Source organism: Kitasatospora setae KM-6054 (assembly GCF_000269985.1).
GTDB lineage: Bacteria > Actinomycetota > Actinomycetes > Streptomycetales > Streptomycetaceae > Kitasatospora > Kitasatospora setae.
In genome coordinates this window covers 5950327-5976008 of sequence record NC_016109.1, presented here as the reverse complement: position 1 = coordinate 5976008, position 25682 = coordinate 5950327, and the positions used below count along the sequence as shown (strand labels likewise).

At 76.0% G+C, this 25682-nt stretch carries 19 protein-coding genes; 2 read left to right on the top strand and 17 right to left on the bottom strand.

Annotation, left to right across the window (positions count from 1 at the left end; translation table 11 throughout):
• The first annotated feature begins 11 nt into the window (after positions 1-11).
• Positions 12-1685: an FAD-dependent monooxygenase gene (locus KSE_RS26510; RefSeq protein ID WP_014138434.1), complete on the top strand. Its 1674-nt coding sequence runs from the start codon at positions 12-14 to the stop codon at positions 1683-1685.
• A 98-nt stretch (positions 1686-1783) separates the two neighbouring features.
• Here KSE_RS26510 and rny read toward each other — a convergent pair whose 3' ends face one another.
• From rny to KSE_RS26465, 9 genes are all read right to left on the bottom strand, one after another.
• Positions 1784-3187, bottom strand: coding sequence for a ribonuclease Y (gene rny / locus KSE_RS26505; protein WP_033258457.1), 1404 nt, complete (start codon positions 3185-3187; stop codon positions 1784-1786).
• 163 nt (positions 3188-3350) lie between these two features.
• Complete coding sequence (locus tag KSE_RS26500) at positions 3351-4289, bottom strand: regulatory protein RecX (RefSeq protein WP_014138432.1); 939 nt, start codon at positions 4287-4289, stop codon at positions 3351-3353.
• Positions 4290-4293: 4 nt separating this feature from the next.
• A complete protein-coding gene (gene recA / locus KSE_RS26495; protein ID WP_014138431.1) occupies positions 4294-5400 on the bottom strand; it encodes a recombinase RecA in 1107 nt (368 codons plus the stop codon).
• Positions 5401-5608: 208 nt separating this feature from the next.
• Entirely contained in the window at positions 5609-7618 is a 2010-nt protein-coding gene (locus KSE_RS26490) for a hypothetical protein (protein WP_014138430.1), read from the bottom strand.
• 180 nt (positions 7619-7798) lie between these two features.
• Positions 7799-8719 (bottom strand): hypothetical protein, encoded by a 921-nt coding sequence (locus tag KSE_RS38785; protein ID WP_014138429.1) that lies wholly within the window; start codon positions 8717-8719, stop codon positions 7799-7801.
• Positions 8716-9249 carry a SigE family RNA polymerase sigma factor gene (locus tag KSE_RS26480; protein WP_014138428.1) on the bottom strand — a complete coding sequence of 178 codons (534 nt, stop codon included), beginning with the start codon at positions 9247-9249 and terminating at the stop codon, positions 8716-8718. Before KSE_RS26480 ends, KSE_RS38785 begins: the two co-directional genes overlap by 4 nt.
• Before the next feature lie 46 nt (positions 9250-9295).
• Positions 9296-10687: an AI-2E family transporter gene (locus KSE_RS26475; protein ID WP_014138427.1), complete on the bottom strand. Its 1392-nt coding sequence runs from the start codon at positions 10685-10687 to the stop codon at positions 9296-9298.
• A gap of 34 nt (positions 10688-10721) precedes the next feature.
• Positions 10722-10916 carry a DUF3046 domain-containing protein gene (locus KSE_RS26470; protein ID WP_014138426.1) on the bottom strand — a complete coding sequence of 65 codons (195 nt, stop codon included), beginning with the start codon at positions 10914-10916 and terminating at the stop codon, positions 10722-10724.
• Positions 10917-10953: 37 nt separating this feature from the next.
• Positions 10954-12549, bottom strand: coding sequence for a S8 family peptidase (locus KSE_RS26465; RefSeq protein ID WP_014138425.1), 1596 nt, complete (start codon positions 12547-12549; stop codon positions 10954-10956).
• A 151-nt stretch (positions 12550-12700) separates the two neighbouring features.
• On the opposite strand from KSE_RS26465, the gene KSE_RS26460 reads away from it, so the two are divergent.
• Positions 12701-17329, top strand: coding sequence for an ATP-dependent helicase (locus tag KSE_RS26460; RefSeq protein ID WP_014138424.1), 4629 nt, complete (start codon positions 12701-12703; stop codon positions 17327-17329).
• A gap of 12 nt (positions 17330-17341) precedes the next feature.
• Here KSE_RS26460 and KSE_RS26455 read toward each other — a convergent pair whose 3' ends face one another.
• The 8 genes from KSE_RS26455 to KSE_RS26420 form a co-directional block, all read right to left on the bottom strand.
• Positions 17342-17626, bottom strand: a complete 285-nt coding sequence (locus KSE_RS26455) for a hypothetical protein (protein ID WP_014138423.1) — start codon at positions 17624-17626, stop codon at positions 17342-17344.
• A 52-nt stretch (positions 17627-17678) separates the two neighbouring features.
• Positions 17679-18047, bottom strand: coding sequence for a helix-turn-helix domain-containing protein (locus KSE_RS26450; protein WP_014138422.1), 369 nt, complete (start codon positions 18045-18047; stop codon positions 17679-17681).
• 350 nt (positions 18048-18397) lie between these two features.
• Positions 18398-18850, bottom strand: a complete 453-nt coding sequence (locus KSE_RS26445; protein ID WP_231873421.1) for a CinA family protein — start codon at positions 18848-18850, stop codon at positions 18398-18400.
• A gap of 52 nt (positions 18851-18902) precedes the next feature.
• Positions 18903-19535 (bottom strand): CDP-diacylglycerol--glycerol-3-phosphate 3-phosphatidyltransferase, encoded by a 633-nt coding sequence (gene pgsA, locus KSE_RS26440; protein WP_014138420.1) that lies wholly within the window; start codon positions 19533-19535, stop codon positions 18903-18905.
• Positions 19532-21004, bottom strand: a complete 1473-nt coding sequence (gene rimO / locus KSE_RS26435) for a 30S ribosomal protein S12 methylthiotransferase RimO (RefSeq protein WP_014138419.1) — start codon at positions 21002-21004, stop codon at positions 19532-19534. Before rimO ends, pgsA begins: the two co-directional genes overlap by 4 nt.
• Positions 21005-21086: 82 nt before the next feature.
• A complete protein-coding gene (locus KSE_RS26430) occupies positions 21087-21947 on the bottom strand; it encodes a helix-turn-helix domain-containing protein (protein ID WP_231873232.1) in 861 nt (286 codons plus the stop codon).
• Positions 21948-22103: 156 nt separating this feature from the next.
• Positions 22104-24815: a DNA translocase FtsK gene (locus KSE_RS26425; protein ID WP_014138417.1), complete on the bottom strand. Its 2712-nt coding sequence runs from the start codon at positions 24813-24815 to the stop codon at positions 22104-22106.
• Positions 24816-24937: 122 nt separating this feature from the next.
• Positions 24938-25573 (bottom strand): response regulator, encoded by a 636-nt coding sequence (locus KSE_RS26420; RefSeq protein ID WP_033258485.1) that lies wholly within the window; start codon positions 25571-25573, stop codon positions 24938-24940.
• Positions 25574-25682: the final 109 nt, after the last annotated feature.

The window sequence follows — 25682 nt, the reverse complement described above, 5'->3', positions numbered from 1 at the left end:
AAGGCCCCGGCATGGACGCGGTGATCATCGTCGGGGCCGGGCCGGTCGGCCTCGCCCTGGCGCTCGCACTGGCCCGCAACGAAGTCCCCAGCACCGTCCTGGACGAGGGCACCGGCGTCAGCCCGGAGAGCCCCCGCACCGTCGTGCTCGGCGGCGACACCGCCGCCTTCCTCGGCCGGATCGGCTACACCCGGGTGGCCTCCGACTCCGCCCGCTGGGACGCCTTCACCGTCTGGCGCCGCCGCGCCGAGGTGCTGCGCCTGCCGCTGGACGGCGAACCCGTCCTGCACCTCGCCCAGCACCGGCTGCAGCGCGGCCTGCGCGACGCGGTCGCCGCGACCCCGCTGGTCCGGCTGCTGCCCCGGCACCGGGTGGTCGAACTCGCCCAGGACCGCGACGGGGTGGCCGTCCGCACCGAGTCCGGCGGCGAGGAGACCTGGTGGCGCGGCAGCCACCTGGTCGGCTGCGACGGCGCCCGCTCCACCGTCCGCAGACTGCTCAAGGTCCGTTTCCCCGGCCGGCCCGCCGTCGACCGGCACGCGGTCGCCACCGTCCGGGTCGACCTGCCGTTCCCCGGCGAGGCCCGGCTGCACCGCGAACCCCCGTGGCGCGGCGACCGCGAGGCGTCCGCCCGCCCGCTGCCCGACGGCCTGTGGCGGCTCGACTGGCGGCTGCCCCCCGGCCGCCCGCAGCCCACCGAACCCGTCGACCCGCACGCCACCTGGCCGGGCATCGTCACCGGCGACACCCTGCTCACCCGGGTCACCTCCGCGCTCACCGGCTGGTGCGGCGAACTCCCGCCCCACCAACTGCTCGCCGCCGCCGACCACACCTACCAACAGCGCCTCGCCGCCCGCTTCCGCACCGGCCGCGCCTTCCTGGCCGGCGACGCCGCCCACCTGCACGGCGCCCTCGGCATGCAGAACCTCGCCGACGGCCTGCGCGACGCCGACAACCTCGCCTGGCGGCTCGCCCTCGCCTGGCACCTGCCCCCCGCCGCCGACCGCGCCGACCGCGCCCTGCTCGACGGCTACGAGGCGGAGCGGCGCGGCGCGGTCGGCGCCCGGCTGCGCGCCGTCGACCAGAGCATGCCGCTGCTGCGGCCGCTGCGCGGCTGGGCCGAGACCCGGCGCTCGCTGCTCTCCGGCTCGTTCCGCAAGCACGCCCCGCTGCTCGCCGACGGCCAGCTCGGCACCGGCCGCTTCGGCGGCGCCCCCGCCTACCCCGCCACCCCGTCCGGCGTCGTCCCGCGCGTCCCCGAGCAGCGCGGCTCCGGCCGCGGCGGCACCGCGCTGACCGAGCAGTTCCCGGCCACCGCGCCGGGCGTGCTGGTGCCCGACCTGCCGGTGGTCACCGCGGACGGCGCCGCGGACACCCTGCGGGCCCGGCTCGGCGGCCCGTTCCTACTGGTCCTGGTCGCCCCCGGGACCACCGTCTGGTCCGCCGAGCACTGGGTCGGCGCCGGCCTGATGCCCCGGCTCGCCGAACTCGCCGCCGCGCTGCCCGTGCCCACCGAGGTGCTGGTCGCCGACGCCTACCCCGGCGCCGCACCGCACACCGTCCTGCTGGTCCGCCCCGACGGCCACCTGCTGGGCACCACCCCCGGCCTGCACCCCGAGACCCTGCACGCCCTCACCGCGCCGCTCACCCCCAAGCCCGGCCTGGAACAGGAGAAGACCCGGTAGGGGCGCGGGGAACTGCGCCCCCGCACCGGCAAGGTCGCGGCACCGACGGCCAGTTGCCGCCCGGAGCGCCTCCCGCGGCGCGCCCGCACGGCCTCGCGCTACCGCGCGACCTCCGTCGCCCGCGACTCCCGCACCACCGTGATCCGGATCTGCCCCGGGTAGGTCAGCTCCTCCCGCACCTGCCGGGCCACCTCGCGGGCGATCTCCTGCGCCCGGACGTCGTCGACGGCCTCCGGCTGCACCATCACCCGGACCTCCCGGCCGGCCTGCATCGCGTACACCTTGGTGACGCCGTCGTGCGCGAGGGCGATCTCCTCCAGCCGCTCCAGCCGGCGGACGTACGCCTCGACCGACTCCTTGCGCGCGCCGGGCCGCCCGGCCGAGCAGGCGTCGGCGGCCTGGGTGAGCACGGCCTCGACGGTCTTCGCCTCGATCTCGCCGTGGTGGGCCGCTATGGCGTGCACGACCTCCTCGGCCTCGCCGTGCCGGCGGGCGAACTCGGCACCGATCGCGGCGTGGCTGCCCGGCACCCGGTGGCTGAGCGCCTTGCCGATGTCGTGCAGCAGCGCGGCCCGCCGCACCGTCTCGGGGTCGACGCCGAGTTCGGCGGCCATCATCCCGGCCAGGTGCGCGGACTCCACCAGGTGCCCGAGCACGTTCTGCCCGTACGAGGTGCGGTAGCGCAGAGTGCCCAGGGTGCGGACGAGTTCGGGCGACATCTCGCCGCTCGCCCCGATCCCGACGGTGAGCAGCGCGTCCTCGCCGGCCCGGACGCACAGCCGCCCGACCTCGGCCCGGCTGCGCTCGTGGGTCTCCTCGATCCGCGCGGGGTGGATCCGCCCGTCGACCAGCAGCGCCTCCAGGGTGAGCCGGGCGCTCTCCCGCCGGACGGGGTCGAAGCAGGAGAGCTGGACCAGCCCGGGGGTGTCGTCGACGATCAGGTTGACGCCGGTGACGGCCTCGAAGGCCCGGATGTTGCGGCCCTCGCGGCCGATCACCCGGCCCTTCATGTCCTCGCTGGGCAGCCGCAGGGTGGTGACGACGGTCTCGGTGGTGTGCTCGGCGGCGAGCCGCTGGATGGACGCGGCGATGATCTCCCGGGCCCGGCCCTCGCCCTCGTCGACCGCCCGCCGCTCGATCTCCCGGACGGTCAGCGCGGCCTCCCGGCGGGCCTCCGACTCGGCGGCCCGGACGATCTCCTCGCGGGCCTGGTCGGCGGTCAGCCCGGCGGTGCGCTCCAGCAGCAGCCGGTTCTGCACGCCCTGCCCGGCGAGTTCGGCCCGCACCCGCTCGGAGTCGGCGGCGCGGGCGGCGAGTTCGTCCTCGTGCTGGTGGAGGCGGTGCAGCTCGGACGTCAACCGCTCCTCGCGGCGGTCGAGTTCGGCCCGGCGCTGGCGGAGCATCAGGAACCCGGCGGCCAGCACCAGGACCAGGGCGCCGATCAGCACCCCGGCGGCCAGCAGCAGGGAGGAACCCGTTTCGGTGCCCTGAGCGATGCCCATCCGGCCACTCCCCGTCCTGCTCACGCTGCCGCTGAGGCGACCTCCGCGATCGTCCTGCCACTGAGTGTGAGGCTAGGCCGAGGTTACGAAACGGTCAAGATGCGATCGAGAATTGGCGCCGATGATCTGATCACCTGTCATCAGATCACACCGGAAACCGGCCTCACTCCTGCCAGTCTTGGTCGCCCTCCTCGCCCGCGTCGTCCTCCCCGCCCGCCCCTTCCGCGTCGATCGCCGCCCGCACCACCCGGAACGCCAGGCCCTCCGGGTAGCCGCGCCGCGCCAGCACCCCGACCAGCCGCCGGATCCGCACGTCCCGCGCCAGCCCGGCGGTGGAGCGCAGCTTGCGCGCGACCAGCGCCCGGGCCGCCTCGGACTCGTCCTCCTCGTCGACCTGCAGCAGGGCCCGCTCGGCGGCCTCCCCGGCGACGCCCTTGGTGCGCAACTCCTGGGCCAGCGCCCGCCGGGAGAGCCCGCGCACCGCGTGCCGGGACTCCACCCAGGCCTCCGCGAAGGCGGCGTCGTCGATCAGGCCGACCTCCTCCAGCCGGTCCAGCACCCGCTCGGCGGCCTCGTCCGGGATCTCCTTGCGGCGCAGCGCGTCGGCCAACTGCTTGCGGGACTTGGCGGCGCCGGTGAGCAGCCGCAGGCAGATGTCCCGGGCCCGGTCGGCCGGGTCGCCCTCCGGCTCGGTCTTCGCCCGCCCGCGCCGCCCCTCCCGGGCCGCGCCCGCCCCGGCGCCCGGGCCGTCGCCGTCCGCCCGCTCGGCCTTCGCCCGCCGCCGGGCCCGCGGCCGCTCCGCCGCCACCGGCTCCGGCGCGGCGGCCGGCAGCTCCCCGAGCGCGCTGCGCCGTCGCCGCCGCCCGCCGGCCAGGTCGGACGCCCGCATCATCCCGGGCAGCTCCCCGACCGGCCCGACCGGCGGCTCCCCCGCCGCCTCCCGGGCCGGCTCCGGCTCCGGCTCCTCCTCCGCCACGGCCGCGAACCAGTCCGGCGGACCGTAGTCGTCGTCCGGCCCGGGGCCGGGGCCGTGAACGCCCGCACCGGGCCCGTCGCCGGACGGGCCCGGTGCCGGGTGGTCGTACTGCTGGTGCGGTGTCAACGGATCAGCTCTTGGCGGCGGCCGCCGCCTTCTTGGCCGCGGCCTTCGCGGGGGCCGCGGCGGCCGGGATCTCCACGGCGGGGGCCGCGGCGGCGTCGCCCTCGGCCGCGGGGGGCTTCGGGCCGATGCCCAGCTTGCCCTTGATCTTGGCCTCGATCTCGTCGGCCAGCTGCGGGTTGTCCTTCAGGAAGTTGCGGGCGTTCTCCTTGCCCTGGCCCAGCTGGTCGCCCTCGTAGGTGTACCAGGCGCCGGACTTCCGGATGAAGCCGTGCTCGACGCCCATGTCGATCAGGCCGCCCTCGCGGCTGATGCCCACGCCGTAGAGGATGTCGAACTCGGCCTGCTTGAACGGCGCGGCGACCTTGTTCTTGACCACCTTGACGCGGGTGCGGTTGCCGACCGCCTCGGTGCCGTCCTTCAGGGTCTCGATCCGCCGGATGTCGAGGCGGACCGAGGCGTAGAACTTGAGCGCCCGGCCACCGGTCGTGGTCTCCGGCGAGCCGAACATCACGCCGATCTTCTCGCGCAGCTGGTTGATGAAGATCGCGGTGGTGTTCGACTGGTTCAGCGCACCGGCGATCTTGCGCAGCGCCTGGCTCATCAGGCGGGCCTGGAGGCCGACGTGCGAGTCGCCCATCTCGCCCTCGATCTCGGCGCGCGGCACCAGCGCGGCCACCGAGTCGATGATCACCAGGTCGATCGCGCCGGAGCGGATCAGCATGTCGGTGATCTCCAGCGCCTGCTCGCCGGTGTCCGGCTGGCTGACCAGCAGGGCGTCGGTGTCGACGCCGAGCTTCTTGGCGTACTCGGGGTCGAGCGCGTGCTCGGCGTCGACGAAGGCGACGGTGCCGCCGGCCTTCTGGGCGTTGGCGGCCAGGTGCAGGGTCAGGGTGGTCTTGCCGGAGGACTCGGGGCCGTAGATCTCGACCACGCGACCGCGCGGGATGCCGCCCACGCCGAGCGCCACGTCGAGCGCGGTGGACCCGGTGGAGATCACCTCGACCGGCTCGTTCGCCTTCTCGCCGAGCCGCATCACCGAGCCCTTGCCGAACTGCCGCTCGATCTGGGCGAGTGCGGCCTCCAGGGCCTTCTCGCGATCCGTTCCTGCCATGGCTTCCACCCTCGGGTTCTGTCCTGTGCGCTTCATCGTCATCGACGCTAGCGCGTCCCACCGACAATCGGCCCCGGACGGGCTCGGCCTGTGGAAAACTCCGCGCCGAAGAGTACAAAGAACATACGTTCGATTCCAGTCTCGCACCTCACCGCCCCCGGAACCGCCGCGCCGCCGGGACCGCCGACGGCGCGGCCGCCCCGCCCCCTCACCCCCGCCGCGCCGACAGCAGCGCGACCGCGCCCAGCAGCACCAGCGCCCCGGCCCCGGCCAGCACCGTCCCGAGCCCCTCCGCCCCGGTGCCGGCCAACGGCGGCACCGGGGCGGGCGACGCGCTCGGAGCGGGCGCGGACGAGGGCGCCCCCGACGGCGACGGGCTCGCGCTCGGCCCCGCCGTGGCCGTCGCCGTGGCCGTCGGGCTCGGGCTCGGGCTCGGGCTCGGGCTCGGCCCGCCCAGCACCCGGATGGTCTCCTCCGGGCTCCCCACCCCGTGCCCGACCGGTTCCTGCCCGCCGGTCAGCACGGTGTGCGTCATGACGGTGTCGAAGCTGTAGCACCCGTCCCGTTCGAGCCGGACCGGCTCGGTGGTGACCGAGCCGTCGGCGGTCAGGTCGTGCGGGGCGAGCCGGGCGGCGACCGGGAGGCCGGGGGCGGTCCAGTCGAGTCCGGCGCAGCCGCCGTCCCCGGCGGGGGCGAGCGGGCCGTACAGGGTGGGTTCGAGGTGGACGGTGCTCCCGGCGGTGACGCCGGTGACGGTGAGGGTGTCGGTGGCCTCCCCGCCGGCCGGGAGGGTGCTCGCGGAGGCCCGGGTGGTGAGGGCCGGCACGGGCGGGACCTCGCGCGGGTCGACCCGGAAGGTCTCGGCCGGGTCCCCGGGCAGGAGGTTCACCGGGTCGCCGCCGTCGGGCCGCAGCTCCGTGCCGAACGAGAAGCAGCCGGTCTCGCCGGTGTCCCGTTCGGGGACGACGGTCCGTCCGTCGCCGGTCAGCCGGATCGGGGCGAAGGCGGCCGCGACGGGTACGGCGACCGCCTCCCAGCCGGCCCGCGCGCAGTCGCCGGAGTCGGGGACGGGCAGCGGGCCGTACAGGGTGGCGGTGAGCGTGGCGGGGCCGCGCAGGCCGGCGACGTCGACCCGGTCGAAGACGGGGTCGCCGCTGGTCAGCACGGTCGCGGAGACCTGGCTGGCGAGGCGCGGCGGGTCGCCGGCCACCAGGGTCAGGGTCCGTTCGGACTTGCCGGTGAGGGTGACGGCGGTGGCCAGCACCATCGACTGCACCCGCACCGCCGGGTCCCCGGCGACGTACGTCCCGATCTCGGCCCGCACCGGCCCCTCGGCGTGCAGCACGACCGGCCCGGCGGGCCCGCGCAGCCACAGCTGTCCGCCGGGCGGGAGGGTGTCGCCGCTGGTGAAGGGCACCGTGCCGGCCGCGTCGGTGTACGCGCCGACCCCCGCACCGTCGATCCGGACGGTCACCGGCCCCACCGCGTTGGCGCCGACGGTGTACGGCCCGACCAGGTCCTGGGCGTCGCCGCCGGCGGGCCCGTCGAGGGCTGGGGTCGGGTCGGCGGGCGCGGCCAGCGGCCCGGCGGCGAGGGCGCCGTCGACGACCTCCTTGACGGACGCGTACAGCGCGGGCACCTGGTAGTCGGGCGGCATCACGATGCCGTCGCTGAACCAGTGGACGGCCATCGCGACGGCCCCGGAGCGCTGCCGGTTGGCCACCGTCGGGTTGGCGGCGCCGGGCACGGAGGGCAGGGCGCTGCTGGGCCAGTACGCGGCCAGGATCCGCCGGACGTACCCGGCGTTGCGGACGGGGGCGGCGTCCTGCGGGTCGTAGCCGGTGCCGGAGAGCTGCCCGGCGGCGTACTGCACGCAGTAGCCGGAGGCGATGTAGACGGCGGTCGGGTCGGTGCGCGGGTCCTTGTCGTAGAACTTGTACCGGCAGGCGTTGGTGCCGCCGGTGGCGGTGAACCCGAGCGCGACCGGGTCGTAGCCGAACGCGGGGTAGCCGGCCGTCGGGTCGTACCCGGCGGGCGCGGCGTACGGTTTGGGCTGCCCGTCCCGGGCGCCGACCTCCAGGCAGCCGTCGGTGCCGTACTGGTAGGCGGCGAACGGCGCGCTCGGCGGCACCGCCCCGGCCGTCCCGGCCCAGCCCCCGCACCAGCAGGCGGCCAGCAGCACCAGGGCCGCCCAGACCGCCGCCACGCTCCGCCGCATCGCCGTCCGCCTTCCCGCCGGGCACCCGTTCCGGCCCGACGCTAGGCAGCGCGCGCGCCGGACGGGCTCCGACACGGCCCGGCGGTCACCCTCCCGGCGGACCGCTTCGCACGCGGAGCGGCCCGGACGGAGCGGCCCGAACCCCCCGGGCCGCGCCGCCCGACCGCCCCGCCCGGCGGCCTACTCGGTCAGCATCTTCTCCCCCGCGTTCGGCAGTGCGGCCCCGGAGCGGTCGTAGAACCCCCAGGAGGCGACCTTCACGCCGGGCCGCTCCGCCACCACCAGGCGGCGGTACGGGGAGTCCCCGACGGTGACCGGCCGGAGCTCGGAGACGGTGCCGTCCGTCCAGGTCACCACGGTCTTGTCGATGCCGGGCCCGAGCGCCAGCACGGCGAGCGTCACCGGCAGCGGGCCGGGCCGGAAGTCCTTGTCCCGGGCCGCCAGCAGGCCGCCGCTGAAGGTGTCCGCCATCCACGGTTCGAGGTGCCCGGGCGCCGGGTAGCCGCCCTGCTCGTCGTCCTTCTGCCGGACGCCGTCCAGCGTCGCGTACGTGTTGACGACGTCCTCCCCCGGCTGCCAGTACTGCCGGACGTACGCCTCGGTCGGCGCCTCCAGGCCGGGGTCGACGGCGTGGCGCTCCTGCCAGACCGCCAGCGCCTGCTCGTAGGCCCGCTCCTGCGGGGCGAGCGGCCAGAGCGCCTCCCAGAGCTGCCACTCCCGGCCGTCCACGACGCCCTGCCCGATCAGCACCCGGACGGGCGTGAGCGGGTCCCGGACGGCCGTCGGGGCGGAGGCCGGGGCGGAGGCGGGCCCGGACGGGCTGGCCGGCCCGCCGAGGGCCGCCGGGCCGATCTCCCGGGCGGTGCCGGCCCCGCCCGGGGCCCCGGGCAGTCCGGCGGCCGCGCCGCCGCCGAGGACGGTCACCGCGGCCAGCGCGAGCGCGCCGACCGCGGTCCGGCGGCGGCGCCGGATCCGCCGGCCGCCGGCCACGATGCCGTCGACCGGGACCGGCCCGACCGCCACCTCCGCCGCCGCTCCCGCGAGCCCGAGCTCGACCCACATCGCGCCGTCGCCGCGCGTTCCCTCGCCGGTCCCGTTCACACCGCACCCCCGATTCGTGTCATGTCCCGCAGTTCCCGCAGACCGGCGCTCTGGCGCAGTCTGGCTATCCCCTTGGCCGCGTGGCTGCGCACGGCCCCGGCCGAGCAGCCCATCGCGGCGGCCGCCTGGCTGTCGCTCAGGTCGTCCCAGTGCCGCAGCACCACGGCCTGCCGCTGCCGGGTCGGCAGCGTCGCGAGGGCCGCCATCAGCTCCCGGCGCTGGTCCGACCTGGCGTACCCGTCCTCGGCCCCGGCCGTGTCGGGCACGGCCTCCACCAGCACCTCGGGCGCGCGGCGGCGCCAGCGGCGGGCGTGCTGGTTGACCATGATCCGCCGCACGTAGCCGTACGGGTCGTCGGCCCGGCGGACCCTCGGCCAGGCCGCGCAGGTCCGTTCCGCGACGGACTGCGCGAGGTCCTCCGCCGCGTGCCGGTCGCCGGTCAGCAGGTACGCCGTGCGGGTCAGCCAGGGCCAGGCCGCCACGACGAACGCCCGGAAGTCCTCGTCCGGATCGCTCCGTTTCCCTTTCATGACCACCTCCTTCACCCGTACAGAGCCCGGAGGGGGCGCGAACCGCTTACTCCCCCGGCGGATCCTCCCGCCGCCGCTCCGGGCGCTCCCCGCCGGGGCCGTCCGCGCCGCCCCCGCCCGAGCCGCCGGAGACCATCCGGCGCAGCCGCCGGACGGTGTGCCGGCGCCGTTCGCGGCGCTCCTCGCCGCGGTCGATCCGCGGGTCGTCCTCGACCTCGTAGCGGCGCACGTACGTCCCGACGAAGCCCTGCAGGGTGGCGGCGACCGGGATGGCGATCAGCGCGCCGACCGCGCCGAGCAGGGCGGCGCCGGCGATCACCGAGCCGAACGCGACGGCGGGGTGCACGTCGACGGTCCTCGCGGTGATCCGCGGGTGCAGCAGGTAGTTCTCGATCTGCTGGTAGACGGTGACGAAGACCAGCACCCAGAGCGCGTCCACCGGCCGCACGGTCAGCCCGACCAGGACCGGCAGCGCGCCCGCCAGGTAGGTGCCGATGGTCGGCACGAACTGCGACATGACGCCGACCCAGACCGCCAGCGCCGCCGCGTACGGCAGCCCGATCGCGGCGAAGAACGCCCAGTGCGCGAAGGTGGAGACCAGCGCGAGCAGCGCCCGGGAGTACAGGTAGCCGCCGGTCTTGGCGAGGGCGATCTCCCAGGCCCGGAGCACCTCGCCCTGCTTGGAGGGCGGCAGCAGCGAGCAGACGGTGCGCCGCACCCGGGGGCCCTCGGCGGTGAAGTAGAAGGTGAACAGGCCGACGGTGAACGCCTGGAACAGGCCGCCGACCACGGTGCCGGTGACGCCCCAGACGTTGTCGGCGGCCTGCTGGGCGTACTTCTCGATGGTGCCGGAGTCCTTGAGCACCTGGTGCTGGAGCTGGTCGAGCGACAGGTCGGTGTGGAAGGTGTGGTTGATCCAGTTGATCAGGTCCTGGAGCAGCTGCGGCAGCCGCCCGGCGATCTGGGTGATCTGGTCGACCAGCAGGGTGCCGAGCGCGGCGAGGAAGCCCGCGACGGCGAGGCCGACGCCGATGAAGACCAGGAAGGTGCCCAGGCCGCGGCGGACCCCGCGGGCGGCCATCCGGTCCACGGCGGGCTCCATCGCCAGCGACAGGAAGAACGCCACCAGCAGCATCACGAACAGGTCGATCAGCTGGTGGAAGGCCCAGTCGGCGAGCTGGAACAGGCCGACGCCGAGCAGCGCCAGCAGGATCGCCCGGGGCAGCCAGCGGGGCATCGCGCCGCCGCCGAGCTCGGCCCGGCGCAGCAGCCGGGCGGCGGCCGTGCGCACGGTCTCGGCGTCGGCGGCGTCCGTCTCGGCGGCGTCCGCCTCGTCCGCCGCGGCGTCGACGGCCGCGACCGCGTCGGCGGCCCGGGCGGTGGTCCCGGGGTTCGGTTCGGGGGCGGTCGGGTCGGGGTTCTCTGCGCTGCTCGCCACCGGGACAGTCTCACCCAACCCGGGGCGTTTACTCTCACCGCAGCTGCGCCGACACCCCCTGCGTGACGCAGACCACCCGCCAGACGTCCTTGGCCTCCCAGCCCGCGTCCAGCGCCTGCCGGACGGTGCGGCCGTCGAGCTCGCCCATCACGTGGTCCTGGGCGAAGGACTCCGCGTACGCCTCGCCGAAGTGCTCGTACATCCGTCGCCAGAACTCGGTCAGCCTCATGCGCCCCAGTATCGGGCACCGGTCGGGGCACCCGGCGTCAGTCGGCGGGGAGGATGAGGATGCCGGCGCCGTAGTAGTCGCGGTCCTGGCAGCCGAGCGGCAGGGTGCGGTCGCAGCCGTTCGCGGCGGCGGCCCGGGCGAGGGCGGCGGTGATCCGGTCGGGGCCCCAGTCGGGGTGCCGGGCGGCGACCACGGCGACGGCGCCGGTGACGTGCGCGGCGGACATCGAGGTGCCGGCCAGTGCCGCGTACCGGCCGCCGGGCCAGTCGGAGACGATCGCGCCCTGGTTGCCGCCGTCGGGGTCGCCGCCGGGGGCGGCGAGGGAGACCTTGCCGCGGCCGTGGTTGCTGTAGAGGGCGGGGCGGCCGTCGCGGTCGACGGCGGTGACGGTGACCACGCCGGGCAGTTCGCCGGGCAGCCGGATGCACTCGGTGCCGAGCCGGCGGTCCTCCGGCGGGGCCGTGGTGCGGTCGTTGGGGCTGCGGCGGTCCTCGCGGCCGGCGTTGAGGTCCTGTCCGTCGTTGCCCGCCGAGGCGACCACCACGGCGCCCTTGCGCTGGGCGTAGGCGACGGCCCGGCCGACGGCGGCGGCGAGCGCGGCCTGGTCGGCGTCCTCGGGGCAGTTGTACTTCCACGGGTCGGCGAAGTAGCTGTCGTTGATCGCCCGGGCGCCGTGGTCGGCGGCCCAGATCATGCCGCAGACGATGTTCTCGGCGTAGTACTGGCCGAGCGGGCCGAGCAGCCGGACGGCGGCGATCCGCACGCCGGGGGCGACGCCGGTGACGCCGCGGCCGTCCCGGGCGGCGCCGACGATCCCGGCGACGTGGGTGCCGTGGCCGCTCTCGTTGATCGCGGGGTCGGGCCGCCAGGCGCCGTCCCGGGAGTCGGGGCGGCCGTCGGCGCAGGACGCGGAGGCGGCCGGGTCGACGGCGGCGCGCAGGTCGGGGTGGGTGTCGTCGACGCCGGAGTCCAGCACCGCGACGGTGACCCCGGCGAGCTGCCCGGCGGTGGGCAGCGCCCCGGCCCGGTCGGCGGACGGCTGCTCGGCGGCGTTGCCGGCGGTCCCGACGGGCGGGCGGAGCAGCGCGGCGGTCCGTCCGGCGGGGCGGTCGAGGGCGCCGATCATGGCGAGGTTCCAGTCGGTCCGCTCGCCGGGGTCGGGCACGGTGGGGGTGGAGTCGTCGGCCCGCTCGACGGCGTCGCCCGCCGGCCCGGGGGCCCCGGCGGCCCCGGCGCCCCCGGCGTGCGCGTCGAAGCCGGCGCCGGCCAGCGGCCGGGGCGGCGAGGGGACGGGGACGGTGCGGGTGGCGCCGACGGCGGCTATCCCGGGCCGCTGCCGGAGCTTCTCGGCGAACCGCGGCCCGGCGTAGGCGAGCACCGCGCCGATCTGCGGGTAGTCCTGGACGACCCTGCCGCCGAGCGCCCTGGCCTGCTCGCCGGCGTGCTCGGCGCCCTCGGCGTCGGTGCGCTCGTCCAGCACCAGGTAGCTGAGGTAGGTGCCGCCGTTGCCGGTGACGTACGGGACGGCGCCGCCGAGCAGCAGTCCGGTGAGCAGCGTCGCGCCGAGCACCCGGACGCTGCGGCGCCGGCGGGTCGCGGGGGTGCTGCTGTGGGCGTGGCTCACCTGCTCCATCGCACGGTCTCCGCTCGTCAGGCAGGGCCGGACCCCGGGGGATCGGGTCCGGATCATCACGATATGAGCGATTTGTACGATTTGCTTCACGGGATTGGGTCAGACGGTGACCATTCCGTGACCTGTCAGCGTGTCGGGGCACCATGGGTCCATGGCCACCTCCGACGCTGACCCGCTGCAAGGCTTCGCCCCGGCCACCCGGGCCTGGTTCTCGGGGGCGTTCGCCGCGCCCACCGAGGCGCAGGCCCGGGCCTGGTCGGCGATCGGGCTGGGGACGGACGTGCTGGTGGTCGCCCCGACCGGCTCCGGCAAGACGCTGGCGGCGTTCCTCTCGGCGCTGGACCGGCTGGCCGCCGCCCCGCCCCCGGCCGACCCGAAGCGCCGCTGCCGGGTGCTCTACGTCTCCCCGCTGAAGGCCCTCGCGGTGGACGTCGAGCGCAACCTGCGCGCCCCGCTGGCCGGTCTGCGGCAGGCGAGAGTCCGACTCGGCCTGCCGGAGCCCGACGTCCGGGTCGGGGTCCGCTCGGGCGACACCCCGGCCGCCGACCGCCGCCGCTTCACCACCCATCCGCCGGACATCCTGATCACCACCCCCGAGTCGCTGTTCCTGCTGCTCACCTCGGCCGCCCGGGAGTCGCTGCGCGGCGTCGACACGGTGATCCTGGACGAGGTGCACGCCGTCGCGGGCACCAAGCGCGGCGCGCACCTGGCGCTCAGCCTGGAGCGGCTGGACGAGCTGCTGGACGCGCCGGCCCGCCGGATCGGCCTGTCGGCGACCGTCCGCCCGGTCGAGGAGGTGGCGCGGTACCTCAGCCCGCGGCGCGGCGCGGCGATCGTCCGGCCCGGCTCGGACAAGCGCTTCGAGCTGTCCGTGGTGGTCCCCGTCCCGGACTTGGCGGACCTGCCCGCCGCGCCCGCCGAGGAGGACGACCCGCAGCGGCAGTCGTCGATCTGGCCGCACGTCGAGGAGCGGATCGTCGACCTCGTGCAGGCGCACCGCTCGACCATCGTGTTCGCCAACTCCCGCCGGCTGGCCGAGCGGCTGTGCAACCGGCTGAACGAGATCGCGCACCAGCGGGCCACCGGGGCGCCGCTGCCCGCCGGGCACGCGCCCGCCGAGCTGATGGGCGGCTCGGGCGCGGCCGCGGGCGCCCCGCCGCTGCTGGCCCGGGCGCACCACGGCTCGGTCTCCAAGGAGCAGCGGGCGCTGGTGGAGGAGGAGTTGAAGGCCGGCCGGCTGCCCGCCGTGGTGGCCACCTCCAGCCTGGAGCTGGGCATCGACATGGGCGCGGTCGACCTGGTGGTGCAGGTCGAGTCGCCGCCGTCGGTGGCCTCCGGCCTGCAGCGGGTCGGCCGGGCCGGGCACCAGGTCGGCGCGGTCTCCCGGGGCGTGTTCTTCCCCAAGTACCGGGGCGACCTGGTGCAGTCCGCGGTGGTCACCGAGCGGATGCGGGACGGCCGGATCGAGGCGCTGCGGCTGCCCCGCAACCCGCTGGACGTGCTGGCCCAGCAGCTGGTCGCGATCACCGCGATGGACGTCCGGGACGTCGACGAGCTGCTCGCCCTGTGCCGCCGGGCCGCCCCGTTCGCGACCCTCCCGCGGTCCGCGTTCGACGGCGTCCTCGACATGCTGGCCGGCCGCTACCCGTCCGACGCCTTCGCCGAGCTCCGCCCCCGGCTGGTCTGGGACCGCGTCGCCGGCACCGTCACCGGCCGCCCCGGCGCCCAGCGCCTCGCCGTCACCTCGGGCGGCACCATCCCGGACCGCGGCCTGTTCGGCGTCTTCATCGCCGGCGCGGACCCGAAGAAGGGCGGCGGCCGGGTCGGAGAGCTGGACGAGGAGATGGTCTACGAGTCCCGGGTGGGGGACGTCTTCACCCTGGGCACCACCTCCTGGCGGATCCAGGAGATCACCCACGACCGGGTGCTGGTCGTCCCGGCCCCCGGCGTCCCCGGCCGGCTGCCGTTCTGGAAGGGCGACACCCTCGGCCGCCCGCTCGAACTCGGCCGCGCGGTGGGCGCGTTCGTCCGCGAGGTGGGCGCCCTGGAGCCCGCCGCGGCCACCGCCCGGCTGCGCGCGGCGGGGCTGGACGACTGGGCGGCCGGCAACCTGCTCGCCTACCTCGCCGAGCAGCGCGCCGCCTGCGGCCACCTGCCCGACGACCGCACCATCGTGGTCGAGCGGTTCCGCGACGAGCTCGGCGACTGGCGGATCGTCGTGCACTCCCCGTTCGGCGCCCAGGTGCACGCCCCGTGGGCGCTGGCGATCGGCGCCCGGCTGCGCGAGAAGCACGGCCTGGACCCGCAGGTGATGCACGCCGACGACGGCATCGTGCTGCGCCTGCCGGACGCCGACCTGCTGGCCGACTTCCCGTCCGCCGCGCCCGCCGCGACCGACCCCGACGAGGCGCCGGTCGGCGCGGACGCCGCGGTCTTCGAAGCCGACGAGATCGAGCGGCTGGTGACCGACCAGGTCGGCGGCTCCGCCCTGTTCGCCGCCCGGTTCCGCGAGTGCGCCGGCCGCGCCCTGCTGCTGCCCCGCCGCAGCCCGGGCAAGCGCACCCCGCTCTGGCAGCAGCGCCAGCGCGCCTCCCAACTCCTGGAGGTGGCGGCCGAGTACGGCTCGTTCCCGATCGTCCTGGAGGCCGTCCGCGAGTGCCTGCAGGACGTCTTCGACGTGCCCGGCCTGGTCGAGCTGATAGGAGACCTGGCCTCCCGGGCGGTCCGCCTGGTCGAGGTCACCACCCCCGAGCCGTCCCCGTTCGCCCGCTCGCTGCTGTTCGGCTACGTCGCCCAGTTCCTGTACGAGGGCGACTCCCCGATCGCCGAGCGGCGGGCTGCCGCCCTGGCGCTGGACTCCCGGCTGCTGGCCGAGCTGCTCGGCCAGGCCGAGCTGCGCGAGCTGCTCGACCCGCGGGTGCTCGCCGAGCTGGAGGCCGAGCTGCAGCGGCGCACCCCCGAGCGCCGGATCCGGGACGCCGAGGGCGTCGCCGACGCGCTGCGGCTGCTCGGCCCGCTGTCCGAGTCCGAGCTGGCCGAGCGCGGCGCCGAGCCGCTCTGGGCGCTGGAGCTGGAGGCCGCCCGCCGGGCGGTCCCGGTCCGGATCGGCGGCGTGCCGCGCTGGGCCGCGATCGAGGACGCCGGGCGGCTGCGCGACGCCCTGGGCACCCCGCTGCCGGTCGGCGTCCCCGAGGCGTTCACCGAGCCGGTCAAGGACCCGCTGGGCGACCTGCTGGCCCGCTACGCCCGCACCCACGGCCCGTTCACCGCGCGGCGGGCCGCCGAGCGCTTCGGCCTGGGCACCGCCGTCGTCACCGGCACCCTGCAGCGACTGACCGCGGCCGGCCGGCTGGTCCAGGGCGCGTTCCGCCCCGACGGGTCGAGCACCGTCCCGGAGTGGTGCGACGCCGAGGTGCTGCGCCGGCTGCGCCGCCGCTCGCTGGCCGCGCTGCGCCAGGAGGTGGAGGCCGTCCCGCCCCGGGCGCTGGCCGCGTTCCTCCCGCAGTGGCAGCACCTGGCCGGGCACCGGCTGCGCGGCGCGGACGGCCTCTACCGGGTGGTCGAGCAGCTGCAGGGCACCGCGCTGCCCGCCTCCGCGCTGGAGAAGCTCGTGCTGCCCGCCCGGCTGTCCGACTACTCCCCCGGGCTGCTGGACGAGCTGATGGCGGCCGGCGAGATCGGCTGGTCCGGCGCGGGCGCGCTGCCCGGCAAGGACGGCTGGATCGGCCTGCACCTGGCGGAGAGCGCCCACCTGCTGCGCCCCGAGCCGCTGCCGCTCACCCCGGGCCCGGTGCACACCGCCCTGCTGGAGGCGCTGGCCGGCGGCTACGGCGCGTTCTTCCGCCAGCTCGCCGAGCGCGTCCCGGACACCCCGGACGCCGAGATCGCCGACGCCCTGTGGGACCTCGTCTGGGCCGGGTACGCCACCAACGACACGCTGGCCCCGCTGCGCGGCCTGCTGGGCTCCGGCCGCACCGCGGGCGCCACCGCGCACCGCGCCCCGCGCGCCACCCCGCGCGGCCGCTACGGCGGCGCGGCCCGCGGCCTGGCCCGCCCGGCCTCCCGGACCGGCCCGCCGACCGCGGTGGGTCGCTGGTCGCTGCTGCCCGCGCTCGCCGCCGACCCGACGGTGCGGGCCACCGCCCGGGCCCAGGCCCTGCTGGACCGGCACGGCGTGCTGACCAGGGGCGCGGTCGGCGCCGAGCGCGTCCCGGGCGGGTTCGCGGGCGTCTACCGGGTGCTGTCGGCGTTCGAGGAGCGCGGCCGGGCCCGCCGGGGCTACTTCGTCGAGGGCCTGGGCGGCGCCCAGTTCGCGATGGACGGCGCCGCGGACCGGCTGCGCTCGGTCGGCTCCCGGCTGGAGCGGGCGGGCGGCGACGAGTGGTCCGCGCCGGCCGCGGACCGGGCCCCGCAGGCCCTGGTGCTGGCCGCCGCCGACCCGGCCAACGCGTACGGGGCGGCGCTGGCATGGCCCGAGCCGCCGACCGGCACCGCGGCGGCGCACCGCCCGGGCCGGAAGGCCGGCTCGCTGGTCGTCCTGGTCGACGGCGGGCTGGTGCTGTACCTGGAGCGCGGTGGGAAGTCCCTGCTGTCCTGGGCGGCCGACGGCCCGGCGGACGACCCGGCCGACGACCCGGTCCTGGCGGCCGCGCTGGGCGCGCTGGCCGGTCCGCTCGCGATCGAGCGGATCAACGGCCTCCCGGCGCTCACCAGCCCGCTGGGCCCCGCCCTGGAGGCGGCCGGTCTGCATCCCGCCCCGAAGGGCTACCGGCTCCGGTAGCGGCGCCGCGGTTCACCCGTCCGAGGGAGGCCCGCCCGCCCCGGACGGGTCCGGCGGCCCGCCGTCGGGGCTCTCGCCGGCCGGCCCGTCGGCCTGCTTGTCGGCCGACCCGCCGCGCGGCTCCGGCGGCGCCGTCGTCGCGTGCACCGGGATCAGCCCCATCCCCCACCAGCCGGCCGCGAGCATGCCGAGGGCGGCACCGCCGTTCATCGCGGTGCCGCCCACCAGCAGCAGTATCAGGCCCAGGCCGACCAGTGCCGTCGCACCGAGCAGCAGCGCACGTCGCGTACTCCGCATCGCGGCCCTCCTTCACCCGGCGCCCCGCGGTGGCGGGGCGGTCGAGGTCCGGTCAGGCCGCCACCACGTCCATCGCCGCCTTGGGCGCGATGGAGCCGGACCGGTCGACACCGGGGGCCGGCAGCGGAACCGGTTCGAGAACCGGCCTCAGCAGATCACCCTCCGAGAGGGTGGCCATCGCCGCAAGTTCGGCGAGCGACAGTTCGTCGCTGACCTCCCGCATGACCTCCGACATCCGGACGTCGAGCGCGTCGCAGATGGCGGAGAGCAGTTCGGAGGACGCCTCCTTCTGCCCCCGCTCGACCTCGGAGAGGTAACCGAGCGAAACCCTGGCGGCTGCCGACACCTCGCGGAGTGTGCGGCCCTGGCGCTGGCGCTGCCGACGCAGCACATCGCCAAGCAGGCGACGGAGCAGGATCATCGGTGCCTCCCTCCTCGGACTGCGGATCGAGATGTCACGACCCCACCGTACCGCCTTGCCAGCATCCCGTGCCGGGACCGGGGTCGTGTTCACTGTGGGCTGCAAGGCGCCCCCTCCCTGATTCTTCCCCTTCCGGGCCGTCGAACCACCCGTGAAGGCAGGATGTCCGGCTCCGGACGCGCGGTCGACGAACGACCCTCCGCCGGGGGTCGGCCCCGCCGGAGCATCCGGTCTAACACGTTCCCCCACCGGGTGCGGCGGGTTCGAGGGTTTTCGGCGCGGAGTGTCAGGTCTTTCGGCGAAGCTCAGCCCTCGCCGGGCGTCAGCCCTCGCCGGACGTCAGCCGGACGTCAGCCGGGCGTCAGTCGGCGGAGCAGCAGCCCCAGCGCGGCGTCCACCGACCCGTTCCGGATCGTGTCACGCCCACCCGACAACCGGAGCGGGAGCGCTTCTGTTCCCGCCGGCCCGGCCAGCGCGACGTGGACGGTGCCGACCGGCTGCCCGTCCTGCGGGTCGGGGCCGGCCACGCCGGTGGTGGCCAGCGCCCAGTCGGCGCCGAGCAGGCGGCGGACGCCCTCGGCCATCTGCCGGGCCACCACCGGGTGGACCGGGCCGTGCACGTCGAGCAGGCCCTCGTCGACGCCGAGCAGCGACGCCTTCAGCTCGGTGGCGTAGGCGGTGACCGAGCCCCGGAAGACCGCGGAGGCGCCGGGGACGGCGACCAGGGCGGCGGCCAGCAGGCCGCCGGTGAGCGACTCCGCGACGGCCAGCGTGGCCCCGCGGGCCCGCAGCGCCGCCAGCACCCCGGCCGCGGCGTCCGCCCCCGCCGCGGCGCCCGCCCCGCCCGTCGCGGCCTCACTCACCGCGGCGCTCCCTGGCGATGCCCTCGCGGCGCAGCCGGACGGCCTGCAGCACGTAGTCGAGGCCGGTCGCGAGGGTGAGGAACACCGCGACGCCCATCACCACGGCCCGGGCGGTGGCCAGCGGCCCGGTCAGCACCAGCACGTACATGCCGACCGCGGTGCCCTGGGCGAGCGTCTTGACCTTGCCGCCGCGGCTGGCCGGGATGACGGCGTAGCGGATCACCCAGAACCGCATCAGGGTGATGCCGAGCTCGCGGGCCAGGATCACCGCGGTGATCCACCAGGGCAGGTCGCCGAGCAGCGACAGGCCGATCAGGCCGGTGCCCATGATCGCCTTGTCGGCGATCGGGTCGGCGATCCGGCCGAAGTCGGTGACCAGGCCCTTGCGGCGGGCCAGCGCGCCGTCGAACACGTCGGTGATCATCGCGATCGCGAAGGCCGCCCAGGCGAGCGCCCGCCACTTGGGGTCGTGCCCGCCGCCGGCGAACAGCAGCGCGGCGAACACCGGGACGAGCAGCAGCCGGAACATGGTCAGCACGTTGGCGATGTTCCACACGCCGGGCTGCGGCGGGACGGCGGCCGGGGTCGGCCGGGTGGCGGCCGGGGCCCCCGGCCCCTTGGTCATACGTCGGCTCCGGCGAGCTCCGCGGCCTCGTCGCCCTCGATCGCCTCGGCGACCAGGTCGACGCCCTCGGTGCCGGTCACGACGGCCCGGTAGAACCGGCCGACCACCGCGTCCGGGGCGCCGAGCAGGGTGGTCAGGCCGTCGGTCTCCGGGGCCTGGTGGGCGGAGCGGCCCTCCACCACGCCGTCCTCGACCGACTCGACCAGCACGGTGACCTTGCTGCCGATCCGCTGCTCGGCGCGCTGCGCGGTGAGCTCCTCGGCGAGCTTGGAGAGCCGGGCGACCCGGTCGTCGACGACGTCCTGGTCGAGCTTGCCGTCGTAGCCGGCCGCCTCGGTGCCGTCCTCGTCGGAGTACCCGAACACGCCGATGGCGTCGAGCCCGGCGTGGATGACGAACCGTTCCAGCTCGGCGTAGTCCTCCTCGCTCTCGCCGGGGAAGCCGACGATGAAGTTGGAGCGGGCGCCGGCCTCCGGGGCCTTGGCCCGGATCGACTCCAGCAGGCCGAGGAACTGCTCGGTGGAGCCGAAGCGGCGCATCCGGCGCAGCACGGCGGGCGCGGAGTGCTGGAAGGACAGGTCGAAGTACGGGACGACCTTGTCGGTGCCGGTCATCACGTCGATCAGGCCGGGGCGCATCTCGGCGGGCTGCAGGTAGCTGACCCGGACCCGCTCGATGCCGTCGACGGCGGCGATCTCGCTCAGCAGGGTCTCCAGCAGGCGGATGTCGCCGAGGTCCTTGCCGTAGGAGGTGTTGTTCTCGGAGACCAGGACGACCTCGCGGACGCCCTGCCCGGCCAGCCAGACGGCCTCGTTCAGGACGTCGCTCGGCCGGCGGGAGATGAAGGAGCCGCGGAAGGCCGGGATGGCGCAGAACGAGCAGCGGCGGTCGCAGCCGGAGGCGAGCTTGATCGAGGCGACCGGGGCGTCGTCCAGCCGCTTGCGCAGGGTGCGCGGGCCGGAGGCGGGGGCGACGCCGTCGGGGAGGTCCTCGGGGGCGCCGTGGCCGGGCAGCGCGACCTCGGCGGCGGCGGCCTGCCGCTCGACCGGGGTGAGCGGCAGCAGCTTGCGGCGGTCGCGCGGGGTGTGGGCCTCGACGTGGCCGCCGGAGAGGATGGTGTTGAGGCGGCTGGAGATGTCGGCGTAGTCGTCGAAGCCGAGCACGCCGTCGGCCTCGGGGAGGGCGTCGGCGAGCTCCTTGCCGTAGCGCTCGGCCATGCAGCCGACCGCGACGACGGCCTGGGTGCGGCCGTGTCCCTTGAGGTCGTTGGCCTCCAGCAGGGCGTCGACGGAGTCCTTCTTGGCGGCCTCGACGAACCCGCAGGTGTTGACGACGGCGACGTCGGCCTCGCTGGCGTCGTCGACCAGTCGCCAGCCGTCGGCCTCCAGTCGCCCGGCGAGTTCCTCGGAGTCGACCTCGTTGCGGGCGCATCCGAGCGTGACCAGGGCGACAGTGCGGGTTTCAGGCATGACGCCAAGATTAACGCGCGCCCCCCGGTGGAGTTCCCCCCGGAGGGCGCGCGCGTTGCCGCAAGGGTCGGATCGTCCCGGTTCAGCCCGCCTGCGGGTCGCCGGGGGTGTAGGTGAGGTGCACGACCTGGCCGTCCTGGCCGGCCGTGCCGAGGTCCTTGCCGTTGACGAACAGGTGCACGGCCCCGGCGTTGCCGATCACCAGGGTGATCTTCTTGGCGTCGGTGAAGGTCTGGTCCTGGCCGGCTTCGAGGTTGTTGGAGAACAGCGACTTGCCGCTGCCGTCCTTGGCGGTGACCCAGCTCTTGTCCGGCCCGGCGACCAGCTTGACGGTGACCTTGTCGGCGGGCGCGGCGGCGATCGCGGCGGCGCTGGCCTCGGGGGCCGGCGGCTGGGCGGACGCGGCGGTGGCCGGGGCGGAGACGCCGGAGGGCAGCGGGGCGCTGGCCGCGCCGGGCTGGCCGCCGCCGGAGGACGAGGAGCCGACCAGGTTGTAGCCGATCAGCGCGACCACGGCGAGGATCGCGACGACCATCGCGCCGGTCCAGTTCGGCCGGTTGTGGTCACGGACCTTGATCGGGCCGGAGTCGAGCAGCGGGCCGGTCGGCCGGACCGGGGCGCCGCCGTGCTCGGCGTCGTAGCGGGCGACCAGCGCCTCGCCGTCCAGGCCGACCTCGCGGGCCAGCAGCCGCAGGTGGCCGCGGGCGTAGAAGGCGCCGCCGCAGCGCTCGAAGTCGTCGGACTCGATGGCGTGCACGATCGGGACCCGGATCCTGGTCCGGGTGCTGACCTGGTCGACCGTCAGGCCGGCGTCGATCCGGGCCCTGGCGAGCAGCCGCCCGACGCTCGGTCCGCCGGTGGCACGACCCGGTTCCTCGGCGGGCCCGGGCGCGGGCGCGGCGGAGTCGGGGGCGGAGCGGCGGGGGGACTTGCCGATGGTCACTGGGCACGCCTTTCGAGCGGAGGCCACCTGCTGAGGCACCAGTCTAGGGGTGCGGGCGGAACGTTTCTCAACCGGAGGGGGCCCGAACGTGCCACAGTCTCGCTACAGAAGTTGACGGGCCCTCACGGCCGCTTCCGGCCGCCGCACCGCCCCCGCCTACCCCCGCAGGGCGATCAGTACACCGTCCAGTTCGTCCGGTTTGACCAGGACGTCGCGGGCCTTGGAGCCCTCGCTCGGGCCGACGATGCCGCGCGACTCCATCAGGTCCATCAGCCGGCCGGCCTTGGCGAAGCCGACCCGGAGCTTGCGCTGGAGCATCGAGGTCGACCCGAACTGGGTGGTGACGACCAGCTCGGCGGCCTGGACCAGCAGGTCGAGGTCGTCGCCGATCTCCTCGTCGATCTCCTTCTTCGGGCCGCCGCCGACCACCACGTCGTCCCGGTAGCGGGCGGTCAGCTGGTCCTTGCAGTGCTGGACGATCTTGGCGATCTCGGCCTCGGTGACGAAGGCGCCCTGCATCCGGACCGGCTTGGAGGCGCCCATCGGGAGGAACAGCGCGTCGCCCTTGCCGATCAGCTTCTCGGCGCCGGGCTGGTCCAGGATGACCCGGGAGTCGGCCATCGCCGAGGTGGCGAAGGCCAGCCGGGACGGCACGTTGGCCTTGATCAGGCCGGTGACCACGTCGACCGAGGGGCGCTGGGTGGCCAGCACCAGGTGGATGCCGGCGGCGCGGGCGAGCTGGGTGATCCGGACCACGGAGTCCTCGACGTCGCGCGGGGCGACCATCATCAGGTCGGCCAGCTCGTCGACGATCACCAGCAGGTACGGGTAGGGCGCCAGCTCGCGCTCGCTGCCCAGCGGCGGCTGGACGGTGCCGGCCCGGACGGCGGCGTTGAAGTCGTCGACGTGCCGGAAGCCGTAGGCCGCCAGGTCGTCGTAGCGCATGTCCATCTCGCGGACCACCCACTGGAGGGCCTCGGCGGCCTTCTTCGGGTTGGTGATGATCGGCGTGATCAGGTGCGGGATGCCCTCGTAGGCGGTCAGCTCGACCCGCTTGGGGTCGACCAGCACCATCCGGACCTCGTCGGGGGTGGCGCGCACCAGCACCGAGGTGATCAGGCAGTTGATGCAGGACGACTTGCCCGCGCCGGTGGCGCCGGCCACCAGGACGTGCGGCATCTTCGCCAGGTTGGCCATCACGGTGTGGCCCTCGACGTCCTTGCCCATGCCGACCACCATCGGGTGGGTGTCCTCGGCGGCGGTGCGCGAGCGCAGCAGGTCGCCGAGGGTGACCATCTCCCGGTCCCGGTTCGGGATCTCCACGCCGACCGCGGACTTGCCGGGGATCGGCGAGATGATCCGGACGTCGGGGGTGGCCACCGCGTAGGCGATGTTCTTGGCCAGCGCGGTGATCCGCTCGACCTTCACGGCGGGGCCGAGCTCGACCTCGTAGCGGGTCACCGTCGGGCCGCGGGTGAAGCCGGTGACCCGCGCGTCGACCTTGAACTCGGTGAAGACGCCGCTGAGTTGGGTGACCACGTCGTCGTTGATCTGGGACCGGGCCTTGCCGGGGGCGCCGCGCTCCAGCAGGTCGAGGGAGGGCAGCGCGTAGCCGCCGTCGCCGGAGAGCCGGAGCTGTTCGGTCCGGGCCGGGGCGGCGCCGTGGCCCTCGGGGGCGCCGGCGGCCCGGGCGGCGGGCACCTCGGGCGTCCAGGGCTCCTCGGGGGGCGCGGTGTTGTCCTTGACCTGGCCGAGCATGCTGGCCACCGCGGGCGAGCCGGGCACGCCGTACAGCAGCGCGCCGTCCAGGTCGGCGGCGACGCCGGCCGCCAGGTCGCGGGTCTGGTACGGGTCCTTCTCCAGCGAGAGCGGCTCGGCGGTCCCGTCGGCGGTCCCGTCGTCGGCGGCGGCGGGGCCGGGGTCGGCCTTGCGGCGGCGCCGGCTGCGGCGGGCGGACAGCTCGTCGTCCTCGACGGTGATCGGCAGCGCGTCCGGGTCGGCGTCCTCGGGCGGGGCGGTGGAGTACTCCCGCTCGCCGGCCGCGTCCTCGGTGCCGTCGCCGTCGCCGGGCAGCGGCTCGACCACGCCGAGCCGGACGCCGAGCTGCCGCAGCCGCTCGGGGATCCGGTTGACCGGGGTGGCGGTGACCACCAGCAGGCCGAAGAACGCGACCAGCAGCAGCAGCGGGACGGCCAGCGGCGGGCCGGCCGCGGCCATCATCGGGGTGGAGGCGGCCCAGCCGATCAGGCCGCCGGCCTGCCGGATCCTGGTCGCCCCGGCGCCCATCGCGGGCCCGCCGCAGCCGATGTGCACCAGGCCGAGCACGCCGACCACCAGGGTGCTCAGGCCGATCGCGATCCGGCCGTTGGCCTCCGGCAGTTCGGGGTGCCGCATCAGCCGGACGGCGACCGCGCCGAGCAGGAACGGCACCAGCACGTCGAGCCGGCCGAACAGGCCGGAGACCACGTTGGTGGCGGCCTCGCCGAGCCAGCCCTGCGGGCTGAACCAGGTGCCCGCGGCGGTGACCAGGGCGAGCGCCAGCAGCAGCAGCGCCACGCCGTCCTTGCGGTGCTCGGGGTGCAGGTTGCGGGCGCCGTGGCCGAAGCCGCGGAACACCGCGCCCACCGAGTGCGCCAGGCCCAGCCAGACGGCCCGGACGGCGCGGAAGAGTATCGGCCGCTTCGGGGGCGACGGCGGCGGAGCGGCGGCGGCCGCCTTCTTGGCGGGGGCGGCCTTCTTCGCCGGGGCCTTCTTGGCGGGGGGCTTGGGCGCGGCCGCCTTGGCGGGTGCCTTCCTGGCCGGCGCGCTCTTGGCCGGCCCGGGCTTGCCGGTGCGGGCGGCGGCGCTTCCGGGCGTTCGTGTGGCCATGGGGGGCAGCCTACCGGCGGCCCCGGGCGGCGGACACGCTCGGGCGCCCTTCGGCGGGTTGTGTCGCCGACGCGCCGTCAGCCGCCCGGGAATCACCCGGACGGGCGACGGCTGAGGGTCCGTCAGCCGGAGCCGGGGCGCAGCGCGTCCAGCGCCCCGCGCAGGCCCGCGATCTTCCGCTCCAGGTGCGCGGCGGTCGCGGCGGCGCCGGCGTCGGCGGCCGCGTCGAGCTGCTTGGTGAGCGCCTCGGCCTGCTCCTCGACGGCGGCCAGCCGGGCCGACAGCTCGCCCAGCAGCGCCCCGCCGATGGCCGGCTCCGCGCCCGCCTCCAGTTGCAGGCGCAGCAGCGCGGCCTGCTCCTTGAGCTGGGTGTTCTTCTGGTAGAGGTCGACGAAGACGGAGACCTTGGCGCGCAGCACCCACGGGTCGAAGGGCTTGGAGATGTAGTCGACCGCGCCGGCCGCGTAGCCGCGGAAGGTGTGGTGCGGGCCGTGGTTGATCGCGGTCAGGAAGATGATCGGGATGTCCCTGGTCCGCTCCCGGCGCTTGATGTGCGCGGCGGTCTCGAAGCCGTCCATGCCGGGCATCTGGACGTCGAGCAGGATCACCGCGAAGTCGTCGGTGAGGAGTGCCTTGAGCGCCTCCTCGCCGGAGGAGGCGCGCACCAGGGTCTGGTCGAGCGCGGAGAGGATCGCCTCCAGGGCGAGCAGGTTCTCCGGACGGTCGTCGACCAGGAGGATCTTCGCCTTCTGCATCAGGACCCGCCCTCCTGCCGGTTGTTTCCCGAGGGCGGGCGCCTTCGCGCCGCCCATCACTGCCCCGGTCATGCTAGCCGTACCCCCTTGCCCGCCACAGGCCCGGTGCCGG

What these genes read in the sequence shown, in the direction of transcription:
- KSE_RS26510 (WP_014138434.1), top strand. Translation starts at nt 12, where the DNA reads ATGGACGCGGTGATCATCGTCGGGGCCGGGCCGGTCGGCCTCGCCCTG.
- KSE_RS26465 (WP_014138425.1), bottom strand. Translation starts at nt 12,549, where the DNA reads ATGGAGCAGGTGAGCCACGCCCACAGCAGCACCCCCGCGACCCGCCGG.
- pgsA (WP_014138420.1), bottom strand. Translation starts at nt 19,535, where the DNA reads ATGACCAAGGGGCCGGGGGCCCCGGCCGCCACCCGGCCGACCCCGGCC.
- KSE_RS26490 (WP_014138430.1), bottom strand. Translation starts at nt 7,618, where the DNA reads ATGCGGCGGAGCGTGGCGGCGGTCTGGGCGGCCCTGGTGCTGCTGGCC.
- KSE_RS26455 (WP_014138423.1), bottom strand. Translation starts at nt 17,626, where the DNA reads ATGCGGAGTACGCGACGTGCGCTGCTGCTCGGTGCGACGGCACTGGTC.
- KSE_RS26425 (WP_014138417.1), bottom strand. Translation starts at nt 24,815, where the DNA reads ATGGCCACACGAACGCCCGGAAGCGCCGCCGCCCGCACCGGCAAGCCC.
- KSE_RS26460 (WP_014138424.1), top strand. Translation starts at nt 12,701, where the DNA reads ATGGCCACCTCCGACGCTGACCCGCTGCAAGGCTTCGCCCCGGCCACC.
- recA (WP_014138431.1), bottom strand. Translation starts at nt 5,400, where the DNA reads ATGGCAGGAACGGATCGCGAGAAGGCCCTGGAGGCCGCACTCGCCCAG.
- KSE_RS26480 (WP_014138428.1), bottom strand. Translation starts at nt 9,249, where the DNA reads ATGAAAGGGAAACGGAGCGATCCGGACGAGGACTTCCGGGCGTTCGTC.
- KSE_RS26470 (WP_014138426.1), bottom strand. Translation starts at nt 10,916, where the DNA reads ATGAGGCTGACCGAGTTCTGGCGACGGATGTACGAGCACTTCGGCGAG.
- rny (WP_033258457.1), bottom strand. Translation starts at nt 3,187, where the DNA reads ATGGGCATCGCTCAGGGCACCGAAACGGGTTCCTCCCTGCTGCTGGCC.
- KSE_RS26450 (WP_014138422.1), bottom strand. Translation starts at nt 18,047, where the DNA reads ATGATCCTGCTCCGTCGCCTGCTTGGCGATGTGCTGCGTCGGCAGCGC.
- rimO (WP_014138419.1), bottom strand. Translation starts at nt 21,004, where the DNA reads ATGCCTGAAACCCGCACTGTCGCCCTGGTCACGCTCGGATGCGCCCGC.